25 protein-coding genes are annotated in these 22,265 nt (G+C 68.5%); 7 read left to right on the top strand and 18 right to left on the bottom strand.

All coding sequences use genetic code 11. The annotated features are described in order from the left end of the window. Positions 1-45: 45 nt before the first annotated feature. The 11 genes from NFU04_RS12610 to radC all read right to left on the bottom strand — a co-directional run bounded on the left by NFU04_RS12610 (position 46) and on the right by radC (position 10,224). Entirely contained in the window at positions 46-1,713 is a 1,668-nt protein-coding gene (locus NFU04_RS12610; RefSeq protein ID WP_251309820.1) for an NAD-dependent malic enzyme, read from the bottom strand. 176 nt (positions 1,714-1,889) lie between these two features. Then, positions 1,890-3,092 (bottom strand): YeeE/YedE family protein, encoded by a 1,203-nt coding sequence (locus NFU04_RS12605; protein WP_251309819.1) that lies wholly within the window; start codon positions 3,090-3,092, stop codon positions 1,890-1,892. Positions 3,093-3,230: 138 nt separating this feature from the next. Next, positions 3,231-4,244, bottom strand: coding sequence for a tryptophan--tRNA ligase (locus NFU04_RS12600; protein ID WP_251309818.1), 1,014 nt, complete (start codon positions 4,242-4,244; stop codon positions 3,231-3,233). A gap of 96 nt (positions 4,245-4,340) precedes the next feature. Beyond that, positions 4,341-5,456 (bottom strand): alanine dehydrogenase, encoded by a 1,116-nt coding sequence (gene ald, locus NFU04_RS12595; protein WP_251309817.1) that lies wholly within the window; start codon positions 5,454-5,456, stop codon positions 4,341-4,343. 139 nt (positions 5,457-5,595) lie between these two features. Next, entirely contained in the window at positions 5,596-6,036 is a 441-nt protein-coding gene (locus NFU04_RS12590) for an acyl-CoA thioesterase (protein ID WP_251309816.1), read from the bottom strand. Beyond that, positions 6,033-6,365 carry a putative signal transducing protein gene (locus NFU04_RS12585; RefSeq protein ID WP_251309815.1) on the bottom strand — a complete coding sequence of 111 codons (333 nt, stop codon included), beginning with the start codon at positions 6,363-6,365 and terminating at the stop codon, positions 6,033-6,035. The genes NFU04_RS12590 and NFU04_RS12585 overlap by 4 nt, the downstream gene beginning before the upstream one ends. Positions 6,366-6,371: 6 nt before the next feature. Continuing rightward, complete coding sequence (locus NFU04_RS12580; RefSeq protein WP_251309814.1) at positions 6,372-7,562, bottom strand: class I SAM-dependent rRNA methyltransferase; 1,191 nt, start codon at positions 7,560-7,562, stop codon at positions 6,372-6,374. A 74-nt stretch (positions 7,563-7,636) separates the two neighbouring features. Continuing rightward, positions 7,637-8,458: a bifunctional DNA-formamidopyrimidine glycosylase/DNA-(apurinic or apyrimidinic site) lyase gene (mutM, locus tag NFU04_RS12575; protein WP_251309812.1), complete on the bottom strand. Its 822-nt coding sequence runs from the start codon at positions 8,456-8,458 to the stop codon at positions 7,637-7,639. A gap of 220 nt (positions 8,459-8,678) precedes the next feature. After that, entirely contained in the window at positions 8,679-8,834 is a 156-nt protein-coding gene (rpmG, locus tag NFU04_RS12570; protein ID WP_129140669.1) for a 50S ribosomal protein L33, read from the bottom strand. Positions 8,835-8,859: 25 nt separating this feature from the next. Then, complete coding sequence (gene rpmB / locus NFU04_RS12565) at positions 8,860-9,096, bottom strand: 50S ribosomal protein L28 (protein ID WP_146804078.1); 237 nt, start codon at positions 9,094-9,096, stop codon at positions 8,860-8,862. A gap of 453 nt (positions 9,097-9,549) precedes the next feature. Next, positions 9,550-10,224, bottom strand: coding sequence for a RadC family protein (gene radC, locus NFU04_RS12560; RefSeq protein WP_251309810.1), 675 nt, complete (start codon positions 10,222-10,224; stop codon positions 9,550-9,552). 111 nt (positions 10,225-10,335) lie between these two features. Here radC and coaBC point away from each other — a divergent pair, with 111 nt between their 5' ends. From coaBC to slmA, 5 genes are all read left to right on the top strand, one after another. Next, positions 10,336-11,595 (top strand): bifunctional phosphopantothenoylcysteine decarboxylase/phosphopantothenate--cysteine ligase CoaBC, encoded by a 1,260-nt coding sequence (gene coaBC / locus NFU04_RS12555; protein WP_251309808.1) that lies wholly within the window; start codon positions 10,336-10,338, stop codon positions 11,593-11,595. A gap of 14 nt (positions 11,596-11,609) precedes the next feature. Next, entirely contained in the window at positions 11,610-12,095 is a 486-nt protein-coding gene (gene dut, locus NFU04_RS12550; protein WP_251309807.1) for a dUTP diphosphatase, read from the top strand. Between the two features lie 29 nt (positions 12,096-12,124). Beyond that, positions 12,125-13,507 (top strand): phosphomannomutase/phosphoglucomutase, encoded by a 1,383-nt coding sequence (locus tag NFU04_RS12545; protein ID WP_251309805.1) that lies wholly within the window; start codon positions 12,125-12,127, stop codon positions 13,505-13,507. 30 nt (positions 13,508-13,537) lie between these two features. Further along, the gene (gene argB / locus NFU04_RS12540) at positions 13,538-14,440 is read left to right on the top strand and encodes an acetylglutamate kinase (protein ID WP_251309804.1); all 903 of its coding nucleotides are present in this window, start codon (positions 13,538-13,540) and stop codon (positions 14,438-14,440) included. A gap of 83 nt (positions 14,441-14,523) precedes the next feature. Next, positions 14,524-15,141, top strand: a complete 618-nt coding sequence (gene slmA / locus NFU04_RS12535) for a nucleoid occlusion factor SlmA (RefSeq protein ID WP_146804072.1) — start codon at positions 14,524-14,526, stop codon at positions 15,139-15,141. 202 nt (positions 15,142-15,343) lie between these two features. Here the strand turns inward: slmA and rpoH are convergent, their stop codons facing one another. The 4 genes from rpoH to ftsY all read right to left on the bottom strand — a co-directional run bounded on the left by rpoH (position 15,344) and on the right by ftsY (position 19,308). Further along, positions 15,344-16,210: an RNA polymerase sigma factor RpoH gene (gene rpoH, locus NFU04_RS12530; protein WP_146804071.1), complete on the bottom strand. Its 867-nt coding sequence runs from the start codon at positions 16,208-16,210 to the stop codon at positions 15,344-15,346. Between the two features lie 112 nt (positions 16,211-16,322). Continuing rightward, a complete protein-coding gene (ftsX, locus tag NFU04_RS12525; protein ID WP_251309803.1) occupies positions 16,323-17,297 on the bottom strand; it encodes a permease-like cell division protein FtsX in 975 nt (324 codons plus the stop codon). Next, complete coding sequence (gene ftsE / locus NFU04_RS12520; protein ID WP_146804069.1) at positions 17,294-17,962, bottom strand: cell division ATP-binding protein FtsE; 669 nt, start codon at positions 17,960-17,962, stop codon at positions 17,294-17,296. Before ftsE ends, ftsX begins: the two co-directional genes overlap by 4 nt. 8 nt (positions 17,963-17,970) lie before the next feature. Next, positions 17,971-19,308: a signal recognition particle-docking protein FtsY gene (gene ftsY / locus NFU04_RS12515; protein ID WP_251309800.1), complete on the bottom strand. Its 1,338-nt coding sequence runs from the start codon at positions 19,306-19,308 to the stop codon at positions 17,971-17,973. Positions 19,309-19,562: 254 nt separating this feature from the next. Here ftsY and rsmD point away from each other — a divergent pair, with 254 nt between their 5' ends. Further along, complete coding sequence (gene rsmD, locus NFU04_RS12510; protein ID WP_251309797.1) at positions 19,563-20,231, top strand: 16S rRNA (guanine(966)-N(2))-methyltransferase RsmD; 669 nt, start codon at positions 19,563-19,565, stop codon at positions 20,229-20,231. Positions 20,232-20,300: 69 nt separating this feature from the next. Beyond that, a complete protein-coding gene (locus tag NFU04_RS12505; RefSeq protein WP_251309792.1) occupies positions 20,301-20,495 on the top strand; it encodes a cell division protein ZapB in 195 nt (64 codons plus the stop codon). Positions 20,496-20,634: 139 nt separating this feature from the next. Here the strand turns inward: NFU04_RS12505 and rimI are convergent, their stop codons facing one another. Genes rimI through NFU04_RS12490 form a run of 3 tightly spaced genes read right to left on the bottom strand, consistent with a single transcriptional unit; the run spans position 20,635 to position 22,233 of the window. Further along, entirely contained in the window at positions 20,635-21,105 is a 471-nt protein-coding gene (gene rimI, locus NFU04_RS12500; protein ID WP_459382091.1) for a GNAT family protein, read from the bottom strand. Further along, positions 21,098-21,928 carry a hypothetical protein gene (locus NFU04_RS12495; protein WP_251309783.1) on the bottom strand — a complete coding sequence of 277 codons (831 nt, stop codon included), beginning with the start codon at positions 21,926-21,928 and terminating at the stop codon, positions 21,098-21,100. Before NFU04_RS12495 ends, rimI begins: the two co-directional genes overlap by 8 nt. Beyond that, positions 21,925-22,233 (bottom strand): BolA family protein, encoded by a 309-nt coding sequence (locus NFU04_RS12490; RefSeq protein WP_146803400.1) that lies wholly within the window; start codon positions 22,231-22,233, stop codon positions 21,925-21,927. Before NFU04_RS12490 ends, NFU04_RS12495 begins: the two co-directional genes overlap by 4 nt. Positions 22,234-22,265 lie beyond the last annotated feature (32 nt).

Raw genomic sequence — 22,265 nt, 5'->3', positions numbered from 1 at the left:
CCGCCAGTTGGCGGGGCCCGTTGCGTTGTGCCGTCGACCTCTTCCTTAGAAGGCCCGGCGACGATACTCCCGGTAGCGGGGGTACCAGAAGTTGGCCTCGATGGCGGCCCTCAGGGTGTCGTCATCGCTGCGCAGCGCCACGCCCTCGGCCTGAGCCTGCTTGGCCACGTCGAAGGCGATGGCCAGGCTGACCTCGCGGATCTCCGACAGGGAGGGCAGCAGGGCGCCTTGGCCCTCCTTGACCATGGGGGCGCTCTTGGCCAGGGCATTGGAGGCGGCCATCAGCATGCCGTCGGTGATTCGACTGGCCCCGGCGGCGATCGCTCCCAGGCCGATGCCGGGGAAGATATAGGCGTTGTTGCACTGGGCGATGGGGTAGGTCTGGCCCTCGAGCGCCACCGGCGCGAAGGGACTGCCGGTGGCCACCAGGGCCTGCCCCTTCGTCCAGGTCAGCACCTCCTCGGGGGTCGCCTCCACCTTGGAGGTGGGGTTGGAGAGCGGCATCACCAGGGGCTGCTCGCAGCCGGCGTGCAGTGCCTCGATCACCTCCCGGGTAAAGAGGCCGCGCTGGCCGGAGACGCCGATCAGCACCGTGGGACTGGCCTGCCGGATCACTCCCAGCAGGCTGGTATCGGCGAAATCGGCGGCATCGTGGGCCAGGCGCGCCTGGAAGTCGTGCAGCTCCTGCATGTCCCGGGTCAGCAGGCCGTGGCGGTCCACCATGAAGATCCGCGCCCGGGCCTCCGCCTCGTCGAGGCCCTCGCCCTGCATGGCCAGCACGATCTGCTCGGCGATGCCACAGCCGGCGGAACCGGCGCCGACGAAGGCGACCCGCTGCTCGCTGACCTTCTCGCCCTTGGCCTTGCAGGCGGCCAGCAGGGTGCCCACGCAGACCGCGGCGGTGCCCTGGATATCGTCGTTGAAGCAGCACAGCTCGTCGCGATAGCGCTCCAGCAGCGGCATGGCGTTGGCCTGGGCGAAGTCCTCGAACTGCAGCAGCACCTTGGGCCAGCGGCGCTTCACCGCGGCGATAAAGTCGGCGATAAAGGCATCATACTCGGCCTGGGAGACCCGCGGATGGCGCCAGCCCATGTACATGGGATCGTCGAGGAGCTGCTGGTTGTTGGTGCCCACGTCCAGGGTGATGGGCAGGGTATAGGCGGGGCTGATGCCGCCACAGGCGGTGTAGAGGGAGAGCTTGCCGATGGGAATCCCCATGCCGCCGATGCCCTGATCCCCCAGGCCCAGGATGCGCTCGCCGTCGGTGACCACAATCACCTTGACGTTGTCCTTGGTGGCGCTGCGCAGCAGATCGTCCATATGCTCGCGGTCCGGGTAGCTGATAAAGAGCCCCCGGTGGTTGCGGTAGATATTGGAGAACTCCTCGCAGGCCTCCCCCACCGTCGGGGTATAGATGATCGGCAGCATCTCCTCCAGGTGCTCCTCCAGCAGCCGGAAGAAGAGGGTCTCGTTGTCGTCCTGGATGGCGCGCAGGTAGATATGCCGGTCCAGGTTGGTCTGGCACTGCTGGTATTGACGGTAGGCCCGCTCCGCCTGCTCTTCGATGGACTCCACGTTCTGCGGCAGGAGGCCCACCAAATTGAAGGCGATGCGTTCCTGGAGGGTAAAGGCACTGCCCTTGTTGAGCAGCGGCATCTCCAGCAGAGAGGGGCCGGCATAGGGTACATAGAGGGGACGCTTGGTCTCGTTCATCGCTCGTCTCGCGCTGTTCTGTATGGGAGCTTGGGCCGTTTGGCGCTCTGCCGGCGCCTTCTCTTGGTTGCGAGCTTAGCACGCCCGTATACAAAATCACCCACCCGGCGGAGGCACGGGTGGGTGACATGTCGGCCAGCCGGGACGCTGCCGAACCAAGCGCGCCCCGACGATTGCTAGCAGCCCTTGGCCGTGGGCTGCCGCCCCGCCTTTCCGTCGAAGAACAAGGGGCGCAACGTCACGCCCAGCATATTGCCGGCGAAGGCCGCCACCAGCCATAGCCAGCCATGCAGGCTGCCGGAGGCGATGCCACCGAAATACGCGCCGATATTGCAGCCGAAGGCGAGTCGGGCGCCGTAGCCCAGCAGCAGGCCGCCGAGGATCGCCGCCACCAGGGAGCGAGCGGGAATGCGGAAGTTGGGGGCGAAGCGTCCGGCCAGGCTAGCCGCCGCCAGGGCCCCCAGCATCACCCCCACGTTCATCACCGTGGTGATATCGCCCCAGACGCTGGCCTCAAGCGCCGCCGCATTGCCCGGCGACTGCCAGTAGCCCCAGGCGGTGACGTCCCCCCCGAGGAGCTCGAAACCCTTGGCGCCCCACAGGGCGAAGGCGGAGGTGACGCCCCAGGGGCGTCCGGCCAGGGCCAGGGTCGCGAAGTTGAGCAGCGCCAGGGCCACGGCACCGGCCAGCAACGGCCAGGGGCCGGTCAGCCAGCGAGCATTACCGGCATCGACACGGGGCACCTGCTCCAGTTGGCCGTGGCGACGCTTTTCCATCACCGCGGTCAGGGCGGCGATGGCGGCGAACAGCGCCAGGCTGACGGCGATACCGCCTGTCGCCCCCAGCTCCACCAGGGAGGTGGGACGGAAGGCGGGCAGGCCCTGCCACCAGGTGAAATGGGCGGTGCCGATCAGCGAGCCGATGACAAAGAAGAGCAGGGTGACCAGCATGCGAGCATTGCCGCCACCCACGGTAAAGAGGGTCCCGGAGGCGCAGCCACCACCCAGTTGCATGCCGATACCGAAGAGGAAGGCGCCCACCAGCACCGAGACGCCGATGGGAGCGACATAACCGGAGACCGGGTTGCCAAACAGGCTACCGTCGGCCAGGGCCGGGAAGAAGAGCACCACGGCGATGGCCAGCATCACCATCTGGGCACGCAGCCCGCGACCGCGCCGCTCGGTGATAAAGACCCGCCAGGCGGCGGTGAAACCAAAGGCGGCATGATAGAGCACCATGCCCAGGGCACCGCCCACCAGCATCAACAGCCCCAATCGCTCTCCCTGTGTGGCGAAGATCGCCAGGATGGCCAACACCAATAGCGCCAGGGCGCCTCCCACCAGGGGGCGGGAAACGCGCGGCGCGGTCGTGTCTTGCATGATCGACTCCGATAAAAGTTAACCGCCTAATAACTAGGCTACCCGCCTCCCGGCGGGGCGTGAAATAGCTTCTACCAATAGACAGGCCCCGCCGGGCGGGCCGGCGGGGCCATCTCTCGCCGCGGCTAAGGCAGTGCCTTAGATAAAGCGCCCCAGCCCCACCGCCTGGCGCAGGCGATCCATGGTGGGCGCCGCCTCGGCCCGGGCCCGCTCGGCGCCCTTCATCAGCACCGCCTCGATATGGCCGGGATCCTCCATCAGCGCCTGATAGCGCTCCCGGGGCTCGCGCAGCTGCTCGTTGAGGTACTCGAAGAGGCGGTTCTTGGCGTCGCCCCAGCCGATGCCGTTGGCGTACTCCTGGCGCATCACCTCGGCCTCCTCGGCGCTGGCGAAGGCGGAGTAGATCTGGAACAGGGTGCAGGTATCCGGGTCCTTGGGCTCGCCGGGCTCCAGGGAATTGGTCTTGATCTTGCGCACCAACTTGAGCAGCTTCTTCTCGGCGACGAACAGCGGGATGGTGTTGTTGTAGCTCTTGGACATCTTGCGACCATCCAGGCCGTTCAGCACCGCCACCTTGTCGTCCACCACCGCCTCGGGGAGGGTAAAGAAGTTGTCCTTGAAGAGGTGGTTGAAGCGTCCCGCCATGTCCCGGGCCATCTCGATATGCTGGATCTGGTCGCGACCCACCGGCACCTTGTTGGCGTTGAACATCAGGATATCCGCGGCCATCAGCACCGGGTAGCCGAACAGGCCCATGGTGATGCCCTTGTCCGGGTCCTGGTTACCGGCCTCCTCGTTCTCGGCCACCGCCGCCTTGTAGGCATGGGCGCGGTTCATCAGCCCCTTGGCGCAGACGCAGGAGAGCATCCAGGTCAGCTCGGGAATCTCGGGAATATCCGACTGCCGATAGAAGATGGCGTTGTCGGTATCCAGGCCCAGGGCCAGCCAGGTGGCGGCGATTTCCCGCCGCGACTCCTGCACCCGCTTGGGGTCCTGGCACTTGATCAAGGCGTGGAAGTCGGCGAGGAAGTAGTAGGACTGGACATTGGGGTCCTGGCTCGCCGCGATGGCCGGGCGGATGGCCCCCACGTAGTTGCCGAGGTGGGGCGTGCCGGTGGTGGTGATACCGGTAAGAACGCGTGTCTTGGTCATGAAATCGATGGGCTCTGTCGGGATCGTTGACGAATGGGCCCATCTTAACGCGGCGCCCCGATCAAGGCGACCGGGGCGCCGGCCGCTCTGCCTGGTTTAGCCGACCACGGAAGCGGGATCGACGCTCTCCAGGCCGAAGGCCTCGGCCACGGCGGCATAGGTAACCTGGCCCTGGTGCACATTGAGCCCCGGCAGGAAGTGGGGGTCGTCGGCCAGGGCCTGTTTCCACCCCTTGTCGGCCAGGGCGATCACGAAGGGCAGGGTGGCATTGGTCAGCGCCTGGGTGGAGGTGCGCGCCACCGCCCCGGGCATATTGGCCACGCAGTAATGGACGACCTCGTCCACCACATAGGTGGGCTCGGCATGGGTGGTGGGCTTGCTGGTCTCGAAGCAGCCGCCCTGATCGATGGCCACGTCCACCAGCACGCTGCCCGGCTTCATATCGGCCAGCATGGCGCGGGTGATCAGCTTGGGGGCGGCGGCCCCGGGCACCAGCACGGCACCGACGATCAGGTCGGACTCGCGCACCACCTCGTCCAGGGCATCGGCGGTGGAGAAGACCGTCTTCATGCGCCCCTGGTAGCGATCATCCAGGGTCTCCAGGCGCGGAATCGACTTGTCCAGCACCGTCACCTCGGCGCCCAATCCCAGCGCCATGCGGGCGGCGTTCTCGCCCACCACGCCGCCGCCGATCACCGCCACCCTCGCCGGTGCCACCCCGGGCACCCCCGGCAACAGGATGCCGGCCCCACCCTGGGCCTTCTCCAGGCTATGGGCGCCGGCCTGGATGGCCATGCGTCCGGCCACGGTGCTCATGGGCGCCAGCAACGGCAGGCCGCCCTGGCGGTCGGTGATGGTTTCATAAGCGATACAGGTGGCGCCGCTGCCCATCAGCCCCCGGGTCAGGGCCTCCTCGGCGGCCAGATGCAGGTAGGTGAAGAGGGTCTGGCCGGCGCTCAGGCGTTCCACCTCCTCGGGCTGGGGCTCCTTGACCTTGAGGATCAGCTCGGCCTCGCGCCAGAGTGTCGCCACCGCCTCTTCCAGCTCGGCCCCGGCGGCCCGGTAGTCGGCATCGGGGAAACCCGCGCCTTCCCCGGCGCCGGCCTCTACCGTCACCCGATGACCTCGGGCCACCAGCTCCCGAGCCCCGGAGGGGGTCAGGGCCACTCGGTATTCGTGGTTCTTGATCTCCTTGGGAACGGCGATCTTCATGGCACCTCCTGATCAACATCGGTGACTGGCGTGAGATCATGCTCTCATTACAGCACAGTCATGCAATCACGATAGTTCCACGGAGATATTTGGAGATATTTCTGGAATCACGGAATTGATGCAGAATTTTCGCCCGAAATCAGGGTGCCTCACAGACCAGGGCGGCACCGTAACGCTCGCGGAAGGTCGCCGGCAGGCGACGGGGGCGTCCACTGGAGAGCTCGATACAGGCGAAGCGGGTACGGGCCCGCAGCAGGGTACGGTCATCGGCGGGGCGGCGCAGCTGGAAGCGCCGGGTCAGGGTCAGGCGACCGTCGCTGGCGACGATCCAGGTGGCCAGGGCCAGCCGCTCTCCTTCGAAGGCCGGCGCCAGGTAGTCGATCTCGTGACGGTGCACCGCCATGCCACGATCCAGGGCCCGGTAGTCCTCCAGGGTCAGGCCCAGGGAGGCGGAGTGGGCCCAACTGACCCGCTCGATCCAGCGCAGGTACTCGGCATTGTTGACGTGGCCATACTCGTCGATGGCGGCGGCCTCCACCTCGAGCTCGAGGACGAAGGGCTCCGGTAGGTCCCAGCTCATTCCTGGCCTCCGTCCCTGGGGGTGCCGCACCGCCAGCAGGCCTCGAAGACGCCCTCCAGGCGCTCGCCGCAGCCCGGGCAGGCCCAGGCGGGACCATGGGCAGCGCCCTCCAGGGCGTCACGAATCAGCGCCGCGGCCCGGGCGGCATTATGGGGGGCCACCCAGACCTCCGGCTCGCACTCCCCCAGGGGCAGCTCGCCGGCGCCGCCGCCCAGGGTCATGTTGCGCAGCTCCGCGGGGATGCCGGCGGCCGTCAGCAGGTTATGCAGATGGCTCACCAGTAGCCCGTTGCTATGGGCAAAGACCCGCACATAGGAGGGCGCCGACATCAAACCTCAGTCCCGGAAGACCCGGACGCCCAGGGCCTTCAGATACGAGGTTTCCGGAATGGCCGGATGCACCGGATGATCCGGTCCCTGGTGGCCCTGGTAGATCACCTGGCCGTGGCGATCCTGGTGGCGCACCGCGCCACGCACCACCTCCACCAGCCGCTCGGGGGCCAGGTGCATGGAGCAGGAGGCGGAGAGCAGCAGGCCATCGCGGCCCAGCAGGCGCATCGCCTCGCGGTTGAGCCGCGAATAGGCCCGCTCGCCGTTGGGGATGTCCTTGCGCTTCTTGATAAAGGCGGGCGGGTCGAGGATCACCACGTCGAACTGCTCGCCGTCGGCCTTGAGGGCGGCCAGGGCCTCGAAGGCATCGCCCTCGCCCACCGCCACCTGGTCGGTCAGGCCATTGAGGGCGGCGTTCTCGGCGACCCGCTCCAGGGCCTGGGCGGAGGCGTCCACGCAGAGCACCTCGCGGGCGCCATGGGCGGCGGCCTGCACGCCCCAGCCGCCCACATAGCTGAACAGGTCGAGGACCCGCTTGCCGGCCACCAGGCCGTTGAGCCAGGCACGGTTGCTGCGGTGATCATAGAACCAGCCGGTCTTCTGGCCATCCAGCACCGGGGCCACGAAGCGCACGCCGTTCTCCTCCAGCAGCACCTGGTCGGGCAGCTCGCCGTGGACGACCTCCACCTGGGCCTCGAGCTGCTCCTGGCGACGCCCGGAGGAGTCGTTCTTGAAGACGATGGCCCGCGGCGAGAGGACCTTGTCCAGGGCCGCCACCACCTCCTCGGCGAGGCGCTCCATGCCCAGGGTGTTGAGCTGCACCACCAGCACATCGTCGAAGCGGTCCACCACCAGGCCCGGCAGCAGGTCGCCCTCGCCGTGGACCAGGCGATAGAAGGGCTTGGCATAGAGCCGCTCGCGCAGGCCCAGGGCCTGCTTGAAGCGGTGCACCAGCAGGGAGCGGTCGAGGCGCACCTCGGCGTCCCGGGAGACCACCCGGGCGCAGATCAGCGAGTGGGGGTTCACGTAGGCGATCCCCATGGCCTTGCCATTGGCCGCCTCGATCACCGCCTGGGCGCCGGGCTCGATGCCCTTGAGGGGCGTGGCCTCGATATCGATCTCGTTGGAGTAGAGCCACAGATGGCCCGCCTTGAGGCGGCGGTCGGCATTCTTCTTCAGGCGCAGGCGTTCGGTCACGGAGCTCTCCGTCAAGCAGGCGTTTGGTTCATGGGGGCATTGTACCCCAGGAGGGGCCATCAAGCGGCCCCGGATCAGTGTTGGCAGGCGGCGCAGTAGACGCTGGCCCGCTGGCCGAGGGTCACCAGCCGCAGTTCGGCGCCGCAGCGCCGGCAGGGCTGGCCGTCACGCCCATAGACATTGAGGCGCTGGGCGAAATAGCCCGGCTCGCCGGTGCCGCTCACGAAGTCGCGCAGGGTGGTGCCCCCCTGGGTGATGGCGGCGGCGAGCACCTCGCGGACCGCCGCCGCCAGACGCTCGTAGCGTTCCTGCGAGATACGCCCGGCGGCGCGGCGCGGGTCGATACCCGACATAAAGAGCGCCTCGCTGGCGTAGATATTGCCCACACCCACCACCACGGCATTGTCCATCAGGAAGGGTTTCACGCTCAGGCGACGCCCTCGTGACAGCCGATAGAGGCGCGCCCCGTCGAAGGCCTCGGAGAGGGGCTCCGGCCCCAGGCGCGCCAGGCGCGGGTCGCTCTCCGGGCTCCCCCGGAGCCAGTCGACGAAACCGAAGCGGCGCGGGTCGTGATAGCGCAGCACGCCGCCATCGTCGAGCACCAGGTCGATATGGTCGTGCTTGCGGGGCAGCTCGCCGAGGCGGGCGATACGCAGGCTGCCGGACATGCCCAGGTGCCAGATCAGACTGCGGGAGTCGTCCGCCAGCGGCATCAGCAGGTACTTGGCGCGGCGCCCCAGGGCGCCGACACGCGCCCCCACCAGGGCATTCTCCAGCCCCTCGGGCACCGGGGTGCGCAGGCGCCGCTCGCGCACCCGCACCTCGCGGATCTCGCGCCCCTCGACATGGGGCGCGATTCCCCGCCGCGTCGTCTCGACCTCGGGCAATTCCGGCATGTCTCGATCGCCTCCTTATCGACTGATGGAGCGGCCTGTGGAGGTGCGCGAGCCTCGCGCCTCCCTCTCTATCATCCGGCGCGAGTCCCCGCCGCGTCGTCTCGACCTCGGGCAATTCCGGCATCTGATGCCTCCTCGGTACCGGTCAGATACGCAAGAACCCGGTCGAAACCGGGTTCTCGGGGCAGGCCGACTCGCCTGCGGTGGAAGCGATCAAGGCTTACTTGATCTTAGCTTCCTTGTACATCACGTGCTTGCGGACGACCGGATCGTACTTCTTGAATTCGAGCTTGTCCGGAGTGTTCCGCTTGTTCTTGTTGGTGGTGTAGAAGTGGCCGGTACCGGCGCTGGACACCAACTTGATCTTGTCACGCATGACAGCTTCTCCCAGGAGTTAAGACTTAGATGCTTTCGCCGCGCTTGCGAATATCGCCGAGCACCGCTTCGATGCCCTTCTTGTCGATGATGCGCATGCCTTTGGAGGAGACGCGCAGCTTGACGAAGCGCTTCTCGGACTCCACCCAGAAACGGTGGCTGTGCAGGTTCGGCAAGAAACGACGACGGGTCTTGCGCTGGGAGTGTGAAACGTTATTACCAGTCACCGGGCGCTTGCCGGTAACCTGACATACTTTGGACATGGGAGCCTCCAACCGCGTGGCGAGTTGTTCAAAACCTGTCGGGCAAACCGGGAAGGGCGAACGGCAGGTCACCGCCTCATGCCCCCTACATTTAACCCAAGGGAATTCAAAGGCTGCACTTTATACCAGACGCGGCAAGACACGGCAAGCGCCGTGCGTCGTTCCGCCCCGGGCGGCAGCTCGGGATTCGCACTCGGAGCCGGCAGTTGCCGGCAAAATTGTCGGGGACAGCGAGGCCATCGGGGCGCCATCCTACCCCAAGCGGGGCGGGTAGGCCAGCTCTCGGCAAGCGGGCCAGGGTACGCCGTAGCTCCGGGGCTAACCTGGGGGCAGGCACTTCACAAAGACGCTGTAAACCCATCCCTGGGCGCTCGACTTTTTCGTCCCTGAAAAAGACGCTTTGCTTCGGCCTGCCCCCAGCGCCCCGTGACGTAACCTATGACCGATGTAACCCTACAGCCAGCCCCGCTCGGCGAAGGAGACCACCTCGGCATCGCCCACCACGAAATGGTCCAGCACGCGGATCTCGAAGAGCGCCAGGGCCGCCTTGAGGCGCTCGGTGATACGCCGGTCCGCGTCGCTGGGCTCGGCGACTCCTGAGGGGTGGTTATGGGCGAAGATCAGCGCCCCGGCCCCCAGCTCCAGGGCGCGCCTGGCCACCTCTCGGGGATAGACGGAGGCGCCGTCGAGGGTGCCACGGAACAGCGACTCGAAGCGGATCACCCGGTGCTGGCTGTCCAGGAAGAGGGCCGCGAACTCCTCATGACCCAGGTGACGCAGCCGCGAGGCGAGATAGGCGCGCACCAGGGTCGGCGAGGTCAGGGCCGCCTCCCTGGCCAGCTGGCTGGCCAGGTGCCGCCGGGAGAGCTCCAGGGTGGCCTGCAACTGCACATACTTGGCCATGCCCAGGCCCCGCTCGGCGCAGAAGCGCGCCTGGTCGGCCTCCAGCAGCGGGCGCAGGCCACCGAAGGCGCTCAGCAGGTCCCGGGCCAGGTCCACCGCCGAGCGCCCGGACACCCCCACCCGCAGGAAGATCGCCAGCAGCTCCGCATCGGAGAGCGCCTCGGGCCCCAGTGCCAAGAGCTTCTCCCGGGGGCGTTCCCCCTCCGGCCAGTCACGAATCGACATCGGGTGCCTCCTTGCACGACCTGGACCTTCTCCCAGTGTAGGCGCCATAACTACGCAAGGCGGGGCGCCGGTGGTAAGGTAGGCGCCTGGATTTTTCGTGCGGATACCGCCATGTCTTCACTCTCCGGCACCTCCCTCGCCGGCACTCCCCTGGCCGGCCGTCGCGTACTGCTGGGCATCAGCGCCGGCATCGCCGCCTACAAGAGCGCTCACCTGGCCCGCCTGCTGAAGAAGGCCGGCGCCGAGGTACGCGTGGTCATGACCGAGGGCGCCCAGGCCTTTATTACCCCCCTGACTCTCCAGGCCCTGACCGGCGAGCCGGTGCGCACCTCTCTGCTCGACCCCGAGGCCGAGGCGGGCATGGGCCATATCGAGCTGGCCAAGTGGGCCGAGCTGATCCTGATCGCCCCGGCCACCGCCGACCTGATGGCGCGCCTGGCCCAGGGCATGGCGGATGACCTGCTCACCACCCTGTGCCTGGCCAGCGAGGCCGACTTGGTCATGGCCCCGGCCATGAACCAGGCCATGTGGCGCCACCCGGCGACCCAGCGCAACGCCCAGCGCCTGCAGGCCGACGGCTGGTGCCTGCTGGGCCCGGACGCCGGCGACCAGGCCTGCGGCGACGTGGGACCGGGACGCATGCTCGAGCCGGAGGCGATCCTCGCCGACCTGGAGGCGGCCGACAGCCACCCCGCCGCCGGGCGCCATGTGGTGATCACCGCCGGTCCCACCCGGGAGCCCCTGGACCCGGTGCGCTACCTCTCCAACCACAGCTCCGGCAAGATGGGCTATGCCCTGGCCGAGGCCGCCGCGGCCCTGGGCGCCAGGGTCACCCTGATCAGCGGCCCGGTCACCCTGGCCACCCCCGCCGGGGTGGAGCGCCTCGACGTGGAGAGCGCCACCGAGATGCATTGCGCCGCCCAGCGCCTGGCCGGCGAGTGCGACCTCTTTATCGGCTGCGCGGCGGTGGCGGACTACCGCGCCGAGCAGGTGGCCGAGCACAAGATCAAGAAGACCGATGACGATGACGGCCTGATCCTCAGGCTGGTCAAGAATCCGGATATCATCGCCGCCGTGGCGGCCCGCACCGACCGCCCCTATGTGGTGGGCTTCGCCGCCGAGACCCGGGATGTGGAGCGCTACGCCCGGGACAAGCTGACCCGCAAGAAGCTCGACATGGTGGTAGCCAACGACGTTTCCCGGGCCGGCCTCGGCTTCGGTGCCGATGACAACGCCGCCCTGCTGCTGTGGCGCCAGGGCAACCGGGAGGCTCGTCGCGAGCTTCCCCCCCAATCCAAGCGCGACCTGGCCCGGGCGATCCTCGAGACCGCCCTGGAGGCCCAGGCGGCCCCCCAACACGCCCCCCGATAAGCACAGGTTTCTTCATGACCCATCACGCCTCCCGCCCGCGCCTGGCGGTCAAGATTCTCGACGAGCGCGTCCACGAGTTCGGCCTGCCGAGCTATGCCACCGAGGGCTCCGCCGGCATGGACCTGCGCGCCCTGCTCGACGCCCCCCTGACCCTGGCCCCCGGCGAGTGCCAGCTGGTGCGCACCGGCCTGGCCATCCATATCGCCGACCCGAGCCTGGCCGGGATGATCCTGCCCCGCTCCGGCCTGGGCCATAAGCACGGCATCGTGCTCGGCAACCTGGTCGGACTGATCGACTCCGACTACCAGGGCGAGCTGATGATCTCGGTATGGAACCGCGGCCAGGCCGACTTCACCCTGGAACCCTTCGAGCGCCTCGCCCAGTATGTGCTGGTGCCGGTGGTCCAGGCCGAGCTCGAGGTGGTCGACGACTTCGCCGCCAGCGACCGTGGCACCGGCCAGCGTGGCACCGGCGGTTTCGGTAGCTCCGGCCGTCGCTGAACGCCTCCCCGTTAGCCAAGGAACGCCCCATGCCCCAGGTCCCCGCCTCCATCTTTCGCGCCTACGATATCCGCGGCATCGTCGACGACAGCCTCACCGAGACCAATGTGACCCGTATCGGCCAGGCCATCGGCAGCGCGGCCCGCGCCCGCGGCGAGTCCACCCTGGTGGTGGCCCGTGACGGCCGCCTCTCCGGGCCGCGCCTGCAGGCCGCCCTGATGCAGGGCTTGACCCAGGCCGGCTGCGACGTCATCGATATCGGCATGGTGCCCACCCCGGTGCTCTACTACGCCACCCATGTGCTCGAGGGTACCGCCTCCGGGGTGATGGTCACCGGCAGCCACAACCCGCCGGACTACAACGGCTTCAAGATCGTGCTGGGGGGCGAGACCCTCTCCGGCGAGGCGATCACCGCCCTGCATACCCGCCTCGTGACCGGCGAGCTGAGCGAGGGCCAGGGTGGCATCCGCCAGGAGGACGTGCGCGAGGCCTATCTGGCACGCATCCTCGGCGATGTGCGCCTCGAGCGCCCCCTCAAGGCGGTGGTGGACTGCGGCAACGGCGTGGCCGGCGAGCTGGGCCCGCGACTGATCGAGCGCCTGGGGGTGGAGACGATTCCGCTGTATGCGGAGATCGACGGCACCTTCCCCAACCACCACCCGGACCCGGGCAAGCCGGAGAACCTGGTGGACCTGATCCGTAGCGTGCGGGAGAGCGGCGCCGATATCGGCCTGGCCTTCGACGGCGACGGCGACCGCCTGGGCGTGGTCACCCCCGCCGGCGAGCTGATCTACCCGGACCGCCTGATGATGGCCTTCGCCGAGGCGCTGCTCGAGGAGAGCCCCGGCGCCCGGGTGATCTTCGACGTGAAGTGCACCGGCAACCTGGCCCGGGTGATCGAGGCCGCCGGCGGCACCCCGGAGATGTGGCGCACCGGCCACTCGCTGATCAAGGCGCGCATGAAGGAGACCGGCGCTCAGCTTGCCGGCGAGATGAGCGGCCATATCTTCTTCCAGCAGCGCTGGTACGGCTTCGATGACGGCCTCTACGGCGCCGCCCGCCTGCTGGAGCTGCTCTCCCGCCAGGCCGCCGACGCCGATGCCTTCTTCGCCCGCTACCCCCAGGACCTGGGCACTCCGGAACTCAATATCACCGTCACCGACGAGAACAAGTTCGCCCTGGTGAGCCAGTTGGCCCGGGAAGGCGACTTCGGCGAAGACGGCGTCAAGACCACCCTGGACGGCATCCGCGTCGACTACCCGGACGGCTGGGGGCTGTGTCGCGCCTCCAACACCACCCCGGTGCTGGTGCTGCGCTTCGAGGGCAAGAACGAGGCGGCCCTCGCGCGCATCCAGGGGCGCTTCGCCGCGGCCCTGAAGGCCATCGCCCCGGAGCTGGCCCTGCCCTTCTGAATCACCACGATCGACACCAAGGACACGCCCATGACCGACCAACAGACCCGCGATCCCCAGCTCACCGTGGAGGTGCTCTCCGAGGCGCTGCCCTATATCCAGCGCTTCTCCGGCAAGACGGTGGTGGTCAAGTACGGCGGCAACGCCATGACCGAGGACACCCTGATCGACTCCTTCGCCCGGGACATGGTGCTGCTCAAGGAGGTGGGCATCAATCCGGTGGTGGTGCACGGCGGCGGCCCCCAGATCGGCGACCTGCTGGCCAAGCTCAATATCGAGTCGCGCTTCGTCAACGGCATGCGGGTCACCGACGCCGAGACCATGGACGTGGTGGAGATGGTGCTGGGCGGCCTGGTCAACAAGGGCATCGTCAACCTGATCAACCAGTGCGGCGGCAAGGCCATCGGCCTGACCGGCAAGGACGGCAGCCAGATCCGCGCCCGCCAGCTCAAGGTGGAGCACCAGTCCCCGGAGATGACCGCCCCGGAGATTATCGATATCGGCCATGTGGGCGAGGTGGAGCATGTCTCCACCGACCTGATCGAGATGCTCGCCGAGCGCGACTTCATCCCGGTGATCGCCCCCATCGGCGTCGATGACGAGGGCCACAGCTACAATATCAACGCCGACCTGGTGGCCGGCAAGGTGGCCGAGGCCCTGGGCGCCGAGAAGCTGATGCTGCTGACCAATGTGGCCGGCCTGATGAACGGCGAGGGCGAGGTGCTGACCGGCCTCTCCACCCAGGACGTGGACGCCCTGATCGGCGACGGCACCATCCACGGCGGCATGCTGCCGAAGATTCGCTGCGCCCTGGAGGCGGTCAAGGGCGGCGTGCAGAGCGCCCATATCATCGATGGCCGGGTGCCCCACGCCACCCTGCTGGAAATCTTCACCAATGCGGGGGTCGGCACCCAGATCCTCGACGCGGAATAAGGTGCCGCCGGGCGGCGCGATTTGCGCCGCCTCCCGGGCCTGATTAGGATGAGCCCATCGCATGGAATAATCAGAAGATGCTCATGACGCAGGAAGCTACCAAGATCAATCGCCGCGAGCAGATCCTCCAGGCCCTGGCCCTGATGCTCGAAGAGGACAGCGGCAAGCGCATCACCATCGCCGCCCTGGCACGCCAGGTGGGCGTCTCCGAGGCGGCCCTCTACCGCCACTTCCCCAGCAAGGCACGGATGTTCGAGGGGCTGATCGAGTTTATCGAGGAGAGCCTCTTCGCACGGATTCGCCGCATCCTCGACGAGACCCCGGAGGCCCTGCCCCGCTGCCAGCAGATTCTCACCCTGCTGCTGGGTTTCGCCGAGAAGAATCCGGGACTGTCGCGGCTGCTGGGGGGCGATGCCCTGACCGGCGAGACCGCCCGGCTACGGCTGCGCATGCACCAGCTGTTCGAGCGTCTGGAAACCCAGTTCAAGCAGATCCTGCGTGAGGCGGAGATCCACGAGGGGCGCCGCCCGGTGCTCGGCGCCAGCAGCGCCGCCAACCTGCTGCTCGCCCATGTGGAGGGGCGCATCAGCCAGTACGTGCGCAGCGACTTCCGGCGCCGCCCCACCGAATTCTGGGAGGATCAGTGGCAGCTGCTCTCCGCCGGCCTGCTCACCGAGGCGCGCCAGGCGCAGACGGCCTAAGGATAAGCAGGAGTCGTAGGTCGGGTAAGCGAGCCCGTAGGTCGGTAAGTCAGGCGAGCGCACCCAACGCCCCCGGAGCCGTCAACACCCGACTTACCCGCCCCACAACCAAGAACCCCCGCCGGCAGACCGGCGGGGGTTCTCGTTTCGGGCGCCTTCGGCGCCAATCGCGTACCGACGTGCGCTCCTACATTTATAGCGATCAGGCCACCAGGGCGTCGCCGATCCGCTGCTTGATCTTCTTCATGGCGTTCTTCTCCAACTGGCGGATACGCTCGGCGGAGACGCCATAGACATCGGCCAGGTCGTGGAGGGTCGCCTTGGGCTCGCTGAGCCAGCGGCGCTGGAGGATATCCCGGGAGCGCTCGTCGAGCTCCTCCAGGGCCTGCTGCAGGCGACGGGTCGCCCCCGCCTCCCAGTCGCTGTCCTCCAGTTGCACCGCCGGGTCGTAGCGTCCGTCTTCCAGGTAGTGCACCGGCGCCTGGTAGCCCTGCTCCTCCTCCTCGGCGGGGGAGGCATCGAAGCCGGCGTCATAGGCGGAGAGGCGCCCTTCCATCTCGCGCACCACCTCCGGCTTGACGTCGAGGTCCTTGGCGATGGCATCGACCTCGTCGTTGTTCAGCCAGGCCAGGCGCTTCTTGGCGCTGCGCAGGTTGAAGAACAGCTTGCGCTGGGCCTTGGTGGTGGCCACCTTGACGATGCGCCAGTTGCGCAGCACGTACTCGTGAATCTCGGCCTTGATCCAGTGCACGGCGAAGGAGACCAGGCGCACCCCCTGGTTGGGGTCGAAGCGCTTGACCGCCTTCATCAGGCCGACGTTGCCTTCCTGGATCAGGTCCGCCTGGGGCAAGCCATAGCCGGAGTAGCTGCGGGCGATATGCACCACGAAGCGCAGGTGGGCCAGGACCAGGCGGCGAGCCGCCTCCAGGTCGCTCTCATCATGCAGGCGATAGGCCAGCTCGCGCTCTTCCTCGGCGGAGAGCACGGGAATGCCGTTGACGGCCTGGATATACCCGTTCAGATCATGGCCCGGTGACAACTGGCCAACAGGCAGAAGACGAGTGCTCATAGGGTGCGTGTCTCCAAGATGCCCTTAACTCACGACAACGTTAGGTAACTAATGACTGCCCGCTTTGACCCCATGATCGACGAGGGGTTCCCGAGCGGGCCGGTACCGTTGGCTAGCGGGGGCGGATACTCGCCAGGTGACGTCCCACGGCGAGCCAGGCCCCCAGCCAACCCAAGAGTGTACTGCAAAGCAGCAGCGTTGCCGAGCCCGCGACATCCAGCCGCGGCATGGCGAAATGGGCCCCGTAACTGGCGGCCAGGGCCGAGACCGGGGTGGCCAGCCAGTGCCCGCCCAGATTGAGCAGCCCCAGCGCCAGCAGGCCGCCGCCCAGGCCATACCAGGCACCGCTATAGAGAAAGGGGCGGCGCACGAAGGCGTGGGTGGCGCCGATCAGGGTCACTACCTCGATCTCCTGGCGGCGACTCTCTACCGCCAGGCGGATGGTGTTGCCGACGATCAGCAGCACCCCCAGGCCGAACAGCAACGCCAAGGCCAGGGCGACGCGGCGCCCCAGCTCGGCCAGCTGGGCCAGGCGCTCCACCCAGGCCAGGTCCAGGCGCACCTCCTCGACGCCGGTGACGGCCTCCAGCTCGTCGACCAGGGCCCGCATGGCCGCCGGCGCCTCCCGACGCGGCATCACCACCACGCTGGCGGGCAGCGGGTTGCTCTCGAGCCGCCCCAGGGCATCGCCCAGGCCGAGGGCCTGCTGGAACTCCGCCATGCCTTCGGCGGCGGTGATCAGGCGCACCGCCACCACGTCGTCATGGGCGCCCAGGGCCTCGGCGATGCGCATCGCCTCGCCCTCGCCGACCCGGGGCTCCAGGTAGGCGGTGAGGGTGGCGCTCTCGGCCAGCTCGGCGTCCAGCAGGCGGGCGCTGTCGAGCATCAGCCACAGGCCCGCCGGCAGCACCAGGGCGATGGCGATGGCCAGCATGGTCAGCAGGCTACCCAGGGGCTGACGCACCAGGCGCCGGGCGCTGTCCTGGCCCATGGCCCGATGGTGGCGGCCCCAGGCGCGCAAGCGGCTGGAGGCCTGGGTCCGCTGGCTGCGGGCACCGCGCCGGGCGGGCGTATCGTCATGGCTCATGCGGCCTCCTCATCGGCCACCAGGCGCCCCTCGCGCAGGCGCAGGATGCGATGGCGCAGGCGAGCGATCAGCGCCAGGTCGTGGCTGGCGATCATCACCGTGGTACCGATGCGATTGAAGTCCTCGAACAGCGCCATGATATCGGCGGAGAGCTGGGGATCCAGGTTGCCGGTGGGCTCGTCGGCCAGCAGCAGGGCCGGCTTGTTGACCACCGCCCGGGCGATACCGACCCGCTGCTGCTCGCCCCCGGAGAGCTCGATGGGCAGCGCCTTCTCGCGGTAGAGCAGGCCCACCTTATCGAGGGCGGCGCGCACCCGACGGGCGATCTCCCGGGGCTCCATGCCCTGGATCTCCAGCGGCAGGGCCACGTTGGCGAAGACGCTGCGATCGAAGAGCAGCTGGTGATCCTGGAAGACCACGCCGATCTGGCGGCGATAGAAGGGCAACTGGCTGGCATGCAGGCGCTCGATATCATGGCCGGCCACCAGCACCCGGCCGCGACTGGGACGCTCCAGGCGCATGATCAGCCGCAGCAGGGAGCTCTTGCCGGCCCCGGAGTGGCCGGTCAGGAAGACCATCTCGCCGCGGCGCACCCGGAAGTCGAGGTTGGCCAGCGCCTCGAAGCGCCCGCCGTAGCGCTTGCCCACATGCTCGAAGACGATCATCGGCGGGCTCAGGCGTCGTCGCGCCGGGCGTCGTCACGCGCGAAGAGCGCGCCGACGAACTCCTCGGCGGCGAAGGAGCGCAGATCGTCCAGGGACTCGCCGACGCCGATATAGCGGATCGGCGTGCCCAGTTGCTTGGCCAGGGCGAAGATGATGCCGCCCTTGGCGGTGCCATCCAGCTTGGTCAGGGTGATGCCGGTGACCGGCACCGCCTCGTTGAAGGTGCTGGCCTGGGCGAGGGCGTTCTGCCCGGTGCCGGCGTCGAGCACCAGCATCACCTCGTGGGGGGCCTGGGCGTCCAGCTTGCCCATCACCCGCTGCACCTTCTTGAGTTCCTCCATCAGGTGGCCCTTGTTGTGCAGGCGGCCGGCGGTATCGGCGATCAACACGTCCACCTGGCGGGCCTTGGCGGCGGCCAGGGCGTCATAGATCACCGAGGCACTGTCGGCGCCGGTGTGCTGGGCGATCACCGGCACGCTGTTGCGCTCGCCCCACACCTTGAGCTGCTCCACCGCGGCGGCGCGGAAGGTATCGCCGGCGGCCAGCATCACGCTGCGCCCCTCGGCCTGGAAGTGCTTGGTGAGCTTGCCGATGGTGGTGGTCTTGCCGACGCCGTTGACGCCCACCATCAGGATCACGAAGGGACCCTCGCCCTTGGGCGGCAGGTCGAGGGGCTTGGCCACCGGCGCCAGCAGGGCGGTCAGTTCCTCCTGCAGGGCCTGATAGAGGGCCTCGGAGTCCTTGAGCTCCTTGCGGGAGACCCGGTCGGTGAGGCTGTCGATGATCTCGGTGGTGGCCTCGATGCCCACGTCGGCCATCAGCAGCTGGGTCTCCAGCTCCTCCATCAGGTCGTCGTCGATCTGCTTCTTGCCCAGGAAGAGGTCGGCGATGCCGTCGGTCAGGTTGGCACGGGTCTTGCCGAGCCCCGCCTTGATCCGCGCGAACCAGCCCTTCTTCTTGGGTGCCTCCTCCGGCGCGACCGCCGCCACCGGCTCGGGCTTATCGACGGCCTCGGGCTCGGGCGTATCGACGGCCTCGGGCTCGGGCGTATCGATGGCCTCGGGCTCGGGCGTATCGACGACCTCGGGCTCGGGCTCAGGCTCAGGCTCAGGCTCAGGCTCAGGCTCAGGCTCAGGCTCAGGCTCAGGCTCAGGCTCAGGCTCAGGCGAGACAGCCTCGTCGACTGGCGCCGACGCCGCTACCTCGGGCGCGGCTTCGGTGACCGGCGCTTCGTCCTCGGCATCTGCCGTTTCACTCTCGGACGCCTGGGCCTCCTCGAGCCGGGCCTCCTCGGCCTGTTGCTGCTGCTCTTCCTGTTTCTTCTTGCGCTTGAAAAATCCGAACATGGGGGGATCTGACCTCGAGGTCTGAAGAATCGGCTCATCCTACCACTGCCAATCATTACTGTGGATGCGGATAACCCGGTGAGATGCCCTCGCCCCTGACACGACGAACCACATCCTCCTCTTGCCGCCGCCAATCATTACTGTGGATGCGGATAACCCGGTGAGATGCCCTCGCCCCTGACACGACGAACCATATCCTCCTCTCGCCGTCCCCGGCCATGACTGGGAATAAGGGCGGGGGTACAATCCCCGCCATGAAACGACGTCCTTCTTCTTCCTCTCGCCAGCGCCGCGCCTCGTCCCGGGGGGCCGCCTCAGGGCCTGGCCCGGGTGGTCGCGGCAAGCTGCGCATCATCGGCGGCGACTATCGCCGCCGCCAGTTGCCGGTGCCCGATAGCCCCGGCCTGCGCCCCACCCCGGACCGGGTCCGCGAGACCCTGTTCAACTGGCTGACCGGGGTGACGCCCGGCGCCCGGGTGCTGGACCTCTATGCCGGCACCGGCGCCCTGGGGCTGGAGGCGCTCTCCCGGGGCGCCCGGCAGGCCTGCTTCGTGGAGCGCGAGCCCCGGGTGGCCCAGGGGCTCGGCAGCAACCTGGCGACCCTGGGGGCTGATGACCGGGGCCGGGTCCTGACTCAGGCCACGGAGGCCTTCCTGGCCGGCCCCGCCACCCCCTTCGACCTGGTCTTCCTCGACCCGCCCTTCCGCCAGGGGCTGGCGGAGGCGGCCTGTGTCGGCCTGGAGGAAAACGGCTGGCTCGCCCCGGAGGCATGGATCTATGTGGAGGTGGAGCAGGCGCTGGCACTGAGGGTACCGGCCCACTGGCGACTGCATCGGGAGGTTAAGGCCGGCGATACCCTGGGGCGCCTCTACCAACGCCAGTTGTGCCAGGCCCCGCCGTCGCCGGCCGGCGACGCTTGCTGAGCCGCGCCAGCCATCGTACGCTGCGCCCTGTAGGCTCATGCCACACGCCCAGCGATCAGGAGAAACAGGATGAGTATCGAACTCTTCAACCAGCTCGAACAGAAGGTGTCCCAGGCCGTGGAGGCCCTGGAACTGCTGAAGATGGAAGCCGAGGAGCTGCGCGAAGAAAACAGCCGCCTGAAGCAGGAGCACGACGAGTGGCAGCGTCGCCTCAATGGCCTGTTGAGCAAGTTTCAGGAGCTGGACGGCGGCGGTCAGTCCTAGGCTCTGTACGAAAACTGTCTGCGCTCGCCCATACGGCGTTAAAAATCGGCTCAAAGTACTCATTTACACCGCGTAAACTCCGTCTTTTCGCCGATTTTTGCCTTGTCTGGCCATCACTCGCCGACTTTTCGTACAAAACCTAAGCCATCTCCGCCGGGGGCGCCAGGGCGAGCGACATCAGCACCGCGTCCTCCCGTGGCGCCCCGCTCCCCCCCGGATAGTAGCCCCGGCGCCGCCCGTCCTCCGTGAAACCGGCGGCCCGATAGAGCGCCAGGGCCGGCGCATTGCCGGCTCGCACCTCCAGCAGCAGCCGCTCGCTCCCCCACCCCCTCGCCGTCTCGATCACGCGCTCCAGCAGCCGCCGCGCCAGGCCGCGCCGCCGGGCCCGGGGCGACACCGTGATGGCCTGAAGCTCCGCCTCGAAGGGCAGCCGATAGACGATCGCCTGCCCCAGCAGCGCCTCCCCATCGCGTACGCCCCAGCCCCGGGCCGCCTCGTCCTCCAGGGCATCGGCCAACTGGCGCTCGCTCCAGGGGTGGGGCTGCCCGGCCCGCTCCAGGGCCAGCAGGGCCGGCAGGTCCGCCCGCCCCAGGCGGACGAGCTCAGGCATCGCCATCGCCGGTCCAGGCCTGGCCCAGGGCGAACAGCCCCGGCCACAGGCCACGCTTGGCCTCGCCGTCCCCGGCCAGCTCGGCGAGGCTCGGCCCCTGCCAGGCGGGTAGCGCCAGGCCTTCGCTGCGCTCGCCGTCGATGGCCAGCACCCGGCCGAGCTCCGGCGAGAGGCCGAACACCAGCAGCCGCTCCGGGTGCCAGCCGCGCCCGGCGATAAAGGCCTTGAGTCCCTCCCGGGCCTCCTCCAGGGGCGCCTCCACCGGCAGCCCCTCCATCAGCGGCCAGTCGAAACGCTGCAAGGCCGGGGCCGCCAGAGGCAGGCCGGCGGCACGCCCCAGGTTATTCAGCAAGCGCTGCTGGCTGGCATTCGGCGCCTCGGGGAGGAGCACCAGCCAGCGCCCCTCCAGGGCCATCAACTGTACGGAGAAACGCAGCGCCCGCTGGGGCGCTGCCGGCGAGGCGACGGGGACCACGGGCTGGGCGGCGTGGGTCTGGGCCTCCGGCGGCGTGGCGACCAGGGCCTGGGGCGCCTCGCCCAGCAGGGCCTTGGCCCGCCCCGGCCCGGCGGTCGCCTCGGGCGATGCCTGGGTCGATGCCTGGGTCGATGCCTGGGGCGTCGCCTCGGCGGGCGCGTGGGTGGGCGCCGCGGGCTCCTGCAGCAGCGCCTGCAGGCGGGCCCGGGGCGCCTGAGCCGCCACCGGCGCCTCCTCGGGCCAGTCGCAGGCCGGGGTCTCGGCCGCCCCGGGCAGCCGATAGCGGGCCGTCCAGGCGGTCAATCCCATGGCCTCCAGGTACTGGAGGCGCTGCGGCTCGTTGATCACCGGCCGCCGCCGCGACAGTTCGGGGAGTCGGGGCGCTCGCCGCCCCGGGCGGCCCACTCCTCCGGGGTATAGGGATGCAACGCCAGGGCATGCACGGGGCCGGCCAGCTCGTCGGCCAGCAGGGCGTAGATCTGCTGGTGGCGCTTGACCGGCAGCATGCCGCCGAAGCGCTCGGAGACCAGGGTCACCTTGAAGTGGGTCTCGGAGTTCGGCGGCACATGGTGCTTGTGGCTCTCGTTCTCCACCAACAGCATGCTGGGCTCGAGGGCCTGGAGTTTCGCTTCGATGGACGCCTGTACGCTCATGGGAGCCTCGCTAGGGGAGAGGGAAAGAGCCT

The organism is Halomonas sp. NCCP-2165, assembly GCF_023708045.1.
Lineage (GTDB): Bacteria > Pseudomonadota > Gammaproteobacteria > Pseudomonadales > Halomonadaceae > Bisbaumannia > Bisbaumannia pacifica.
The sequence above is the reverse complement of the archived record's forward strand: the minus strand, read 5'-3'. Positions and strand labels throughout refer to the sequence as shown.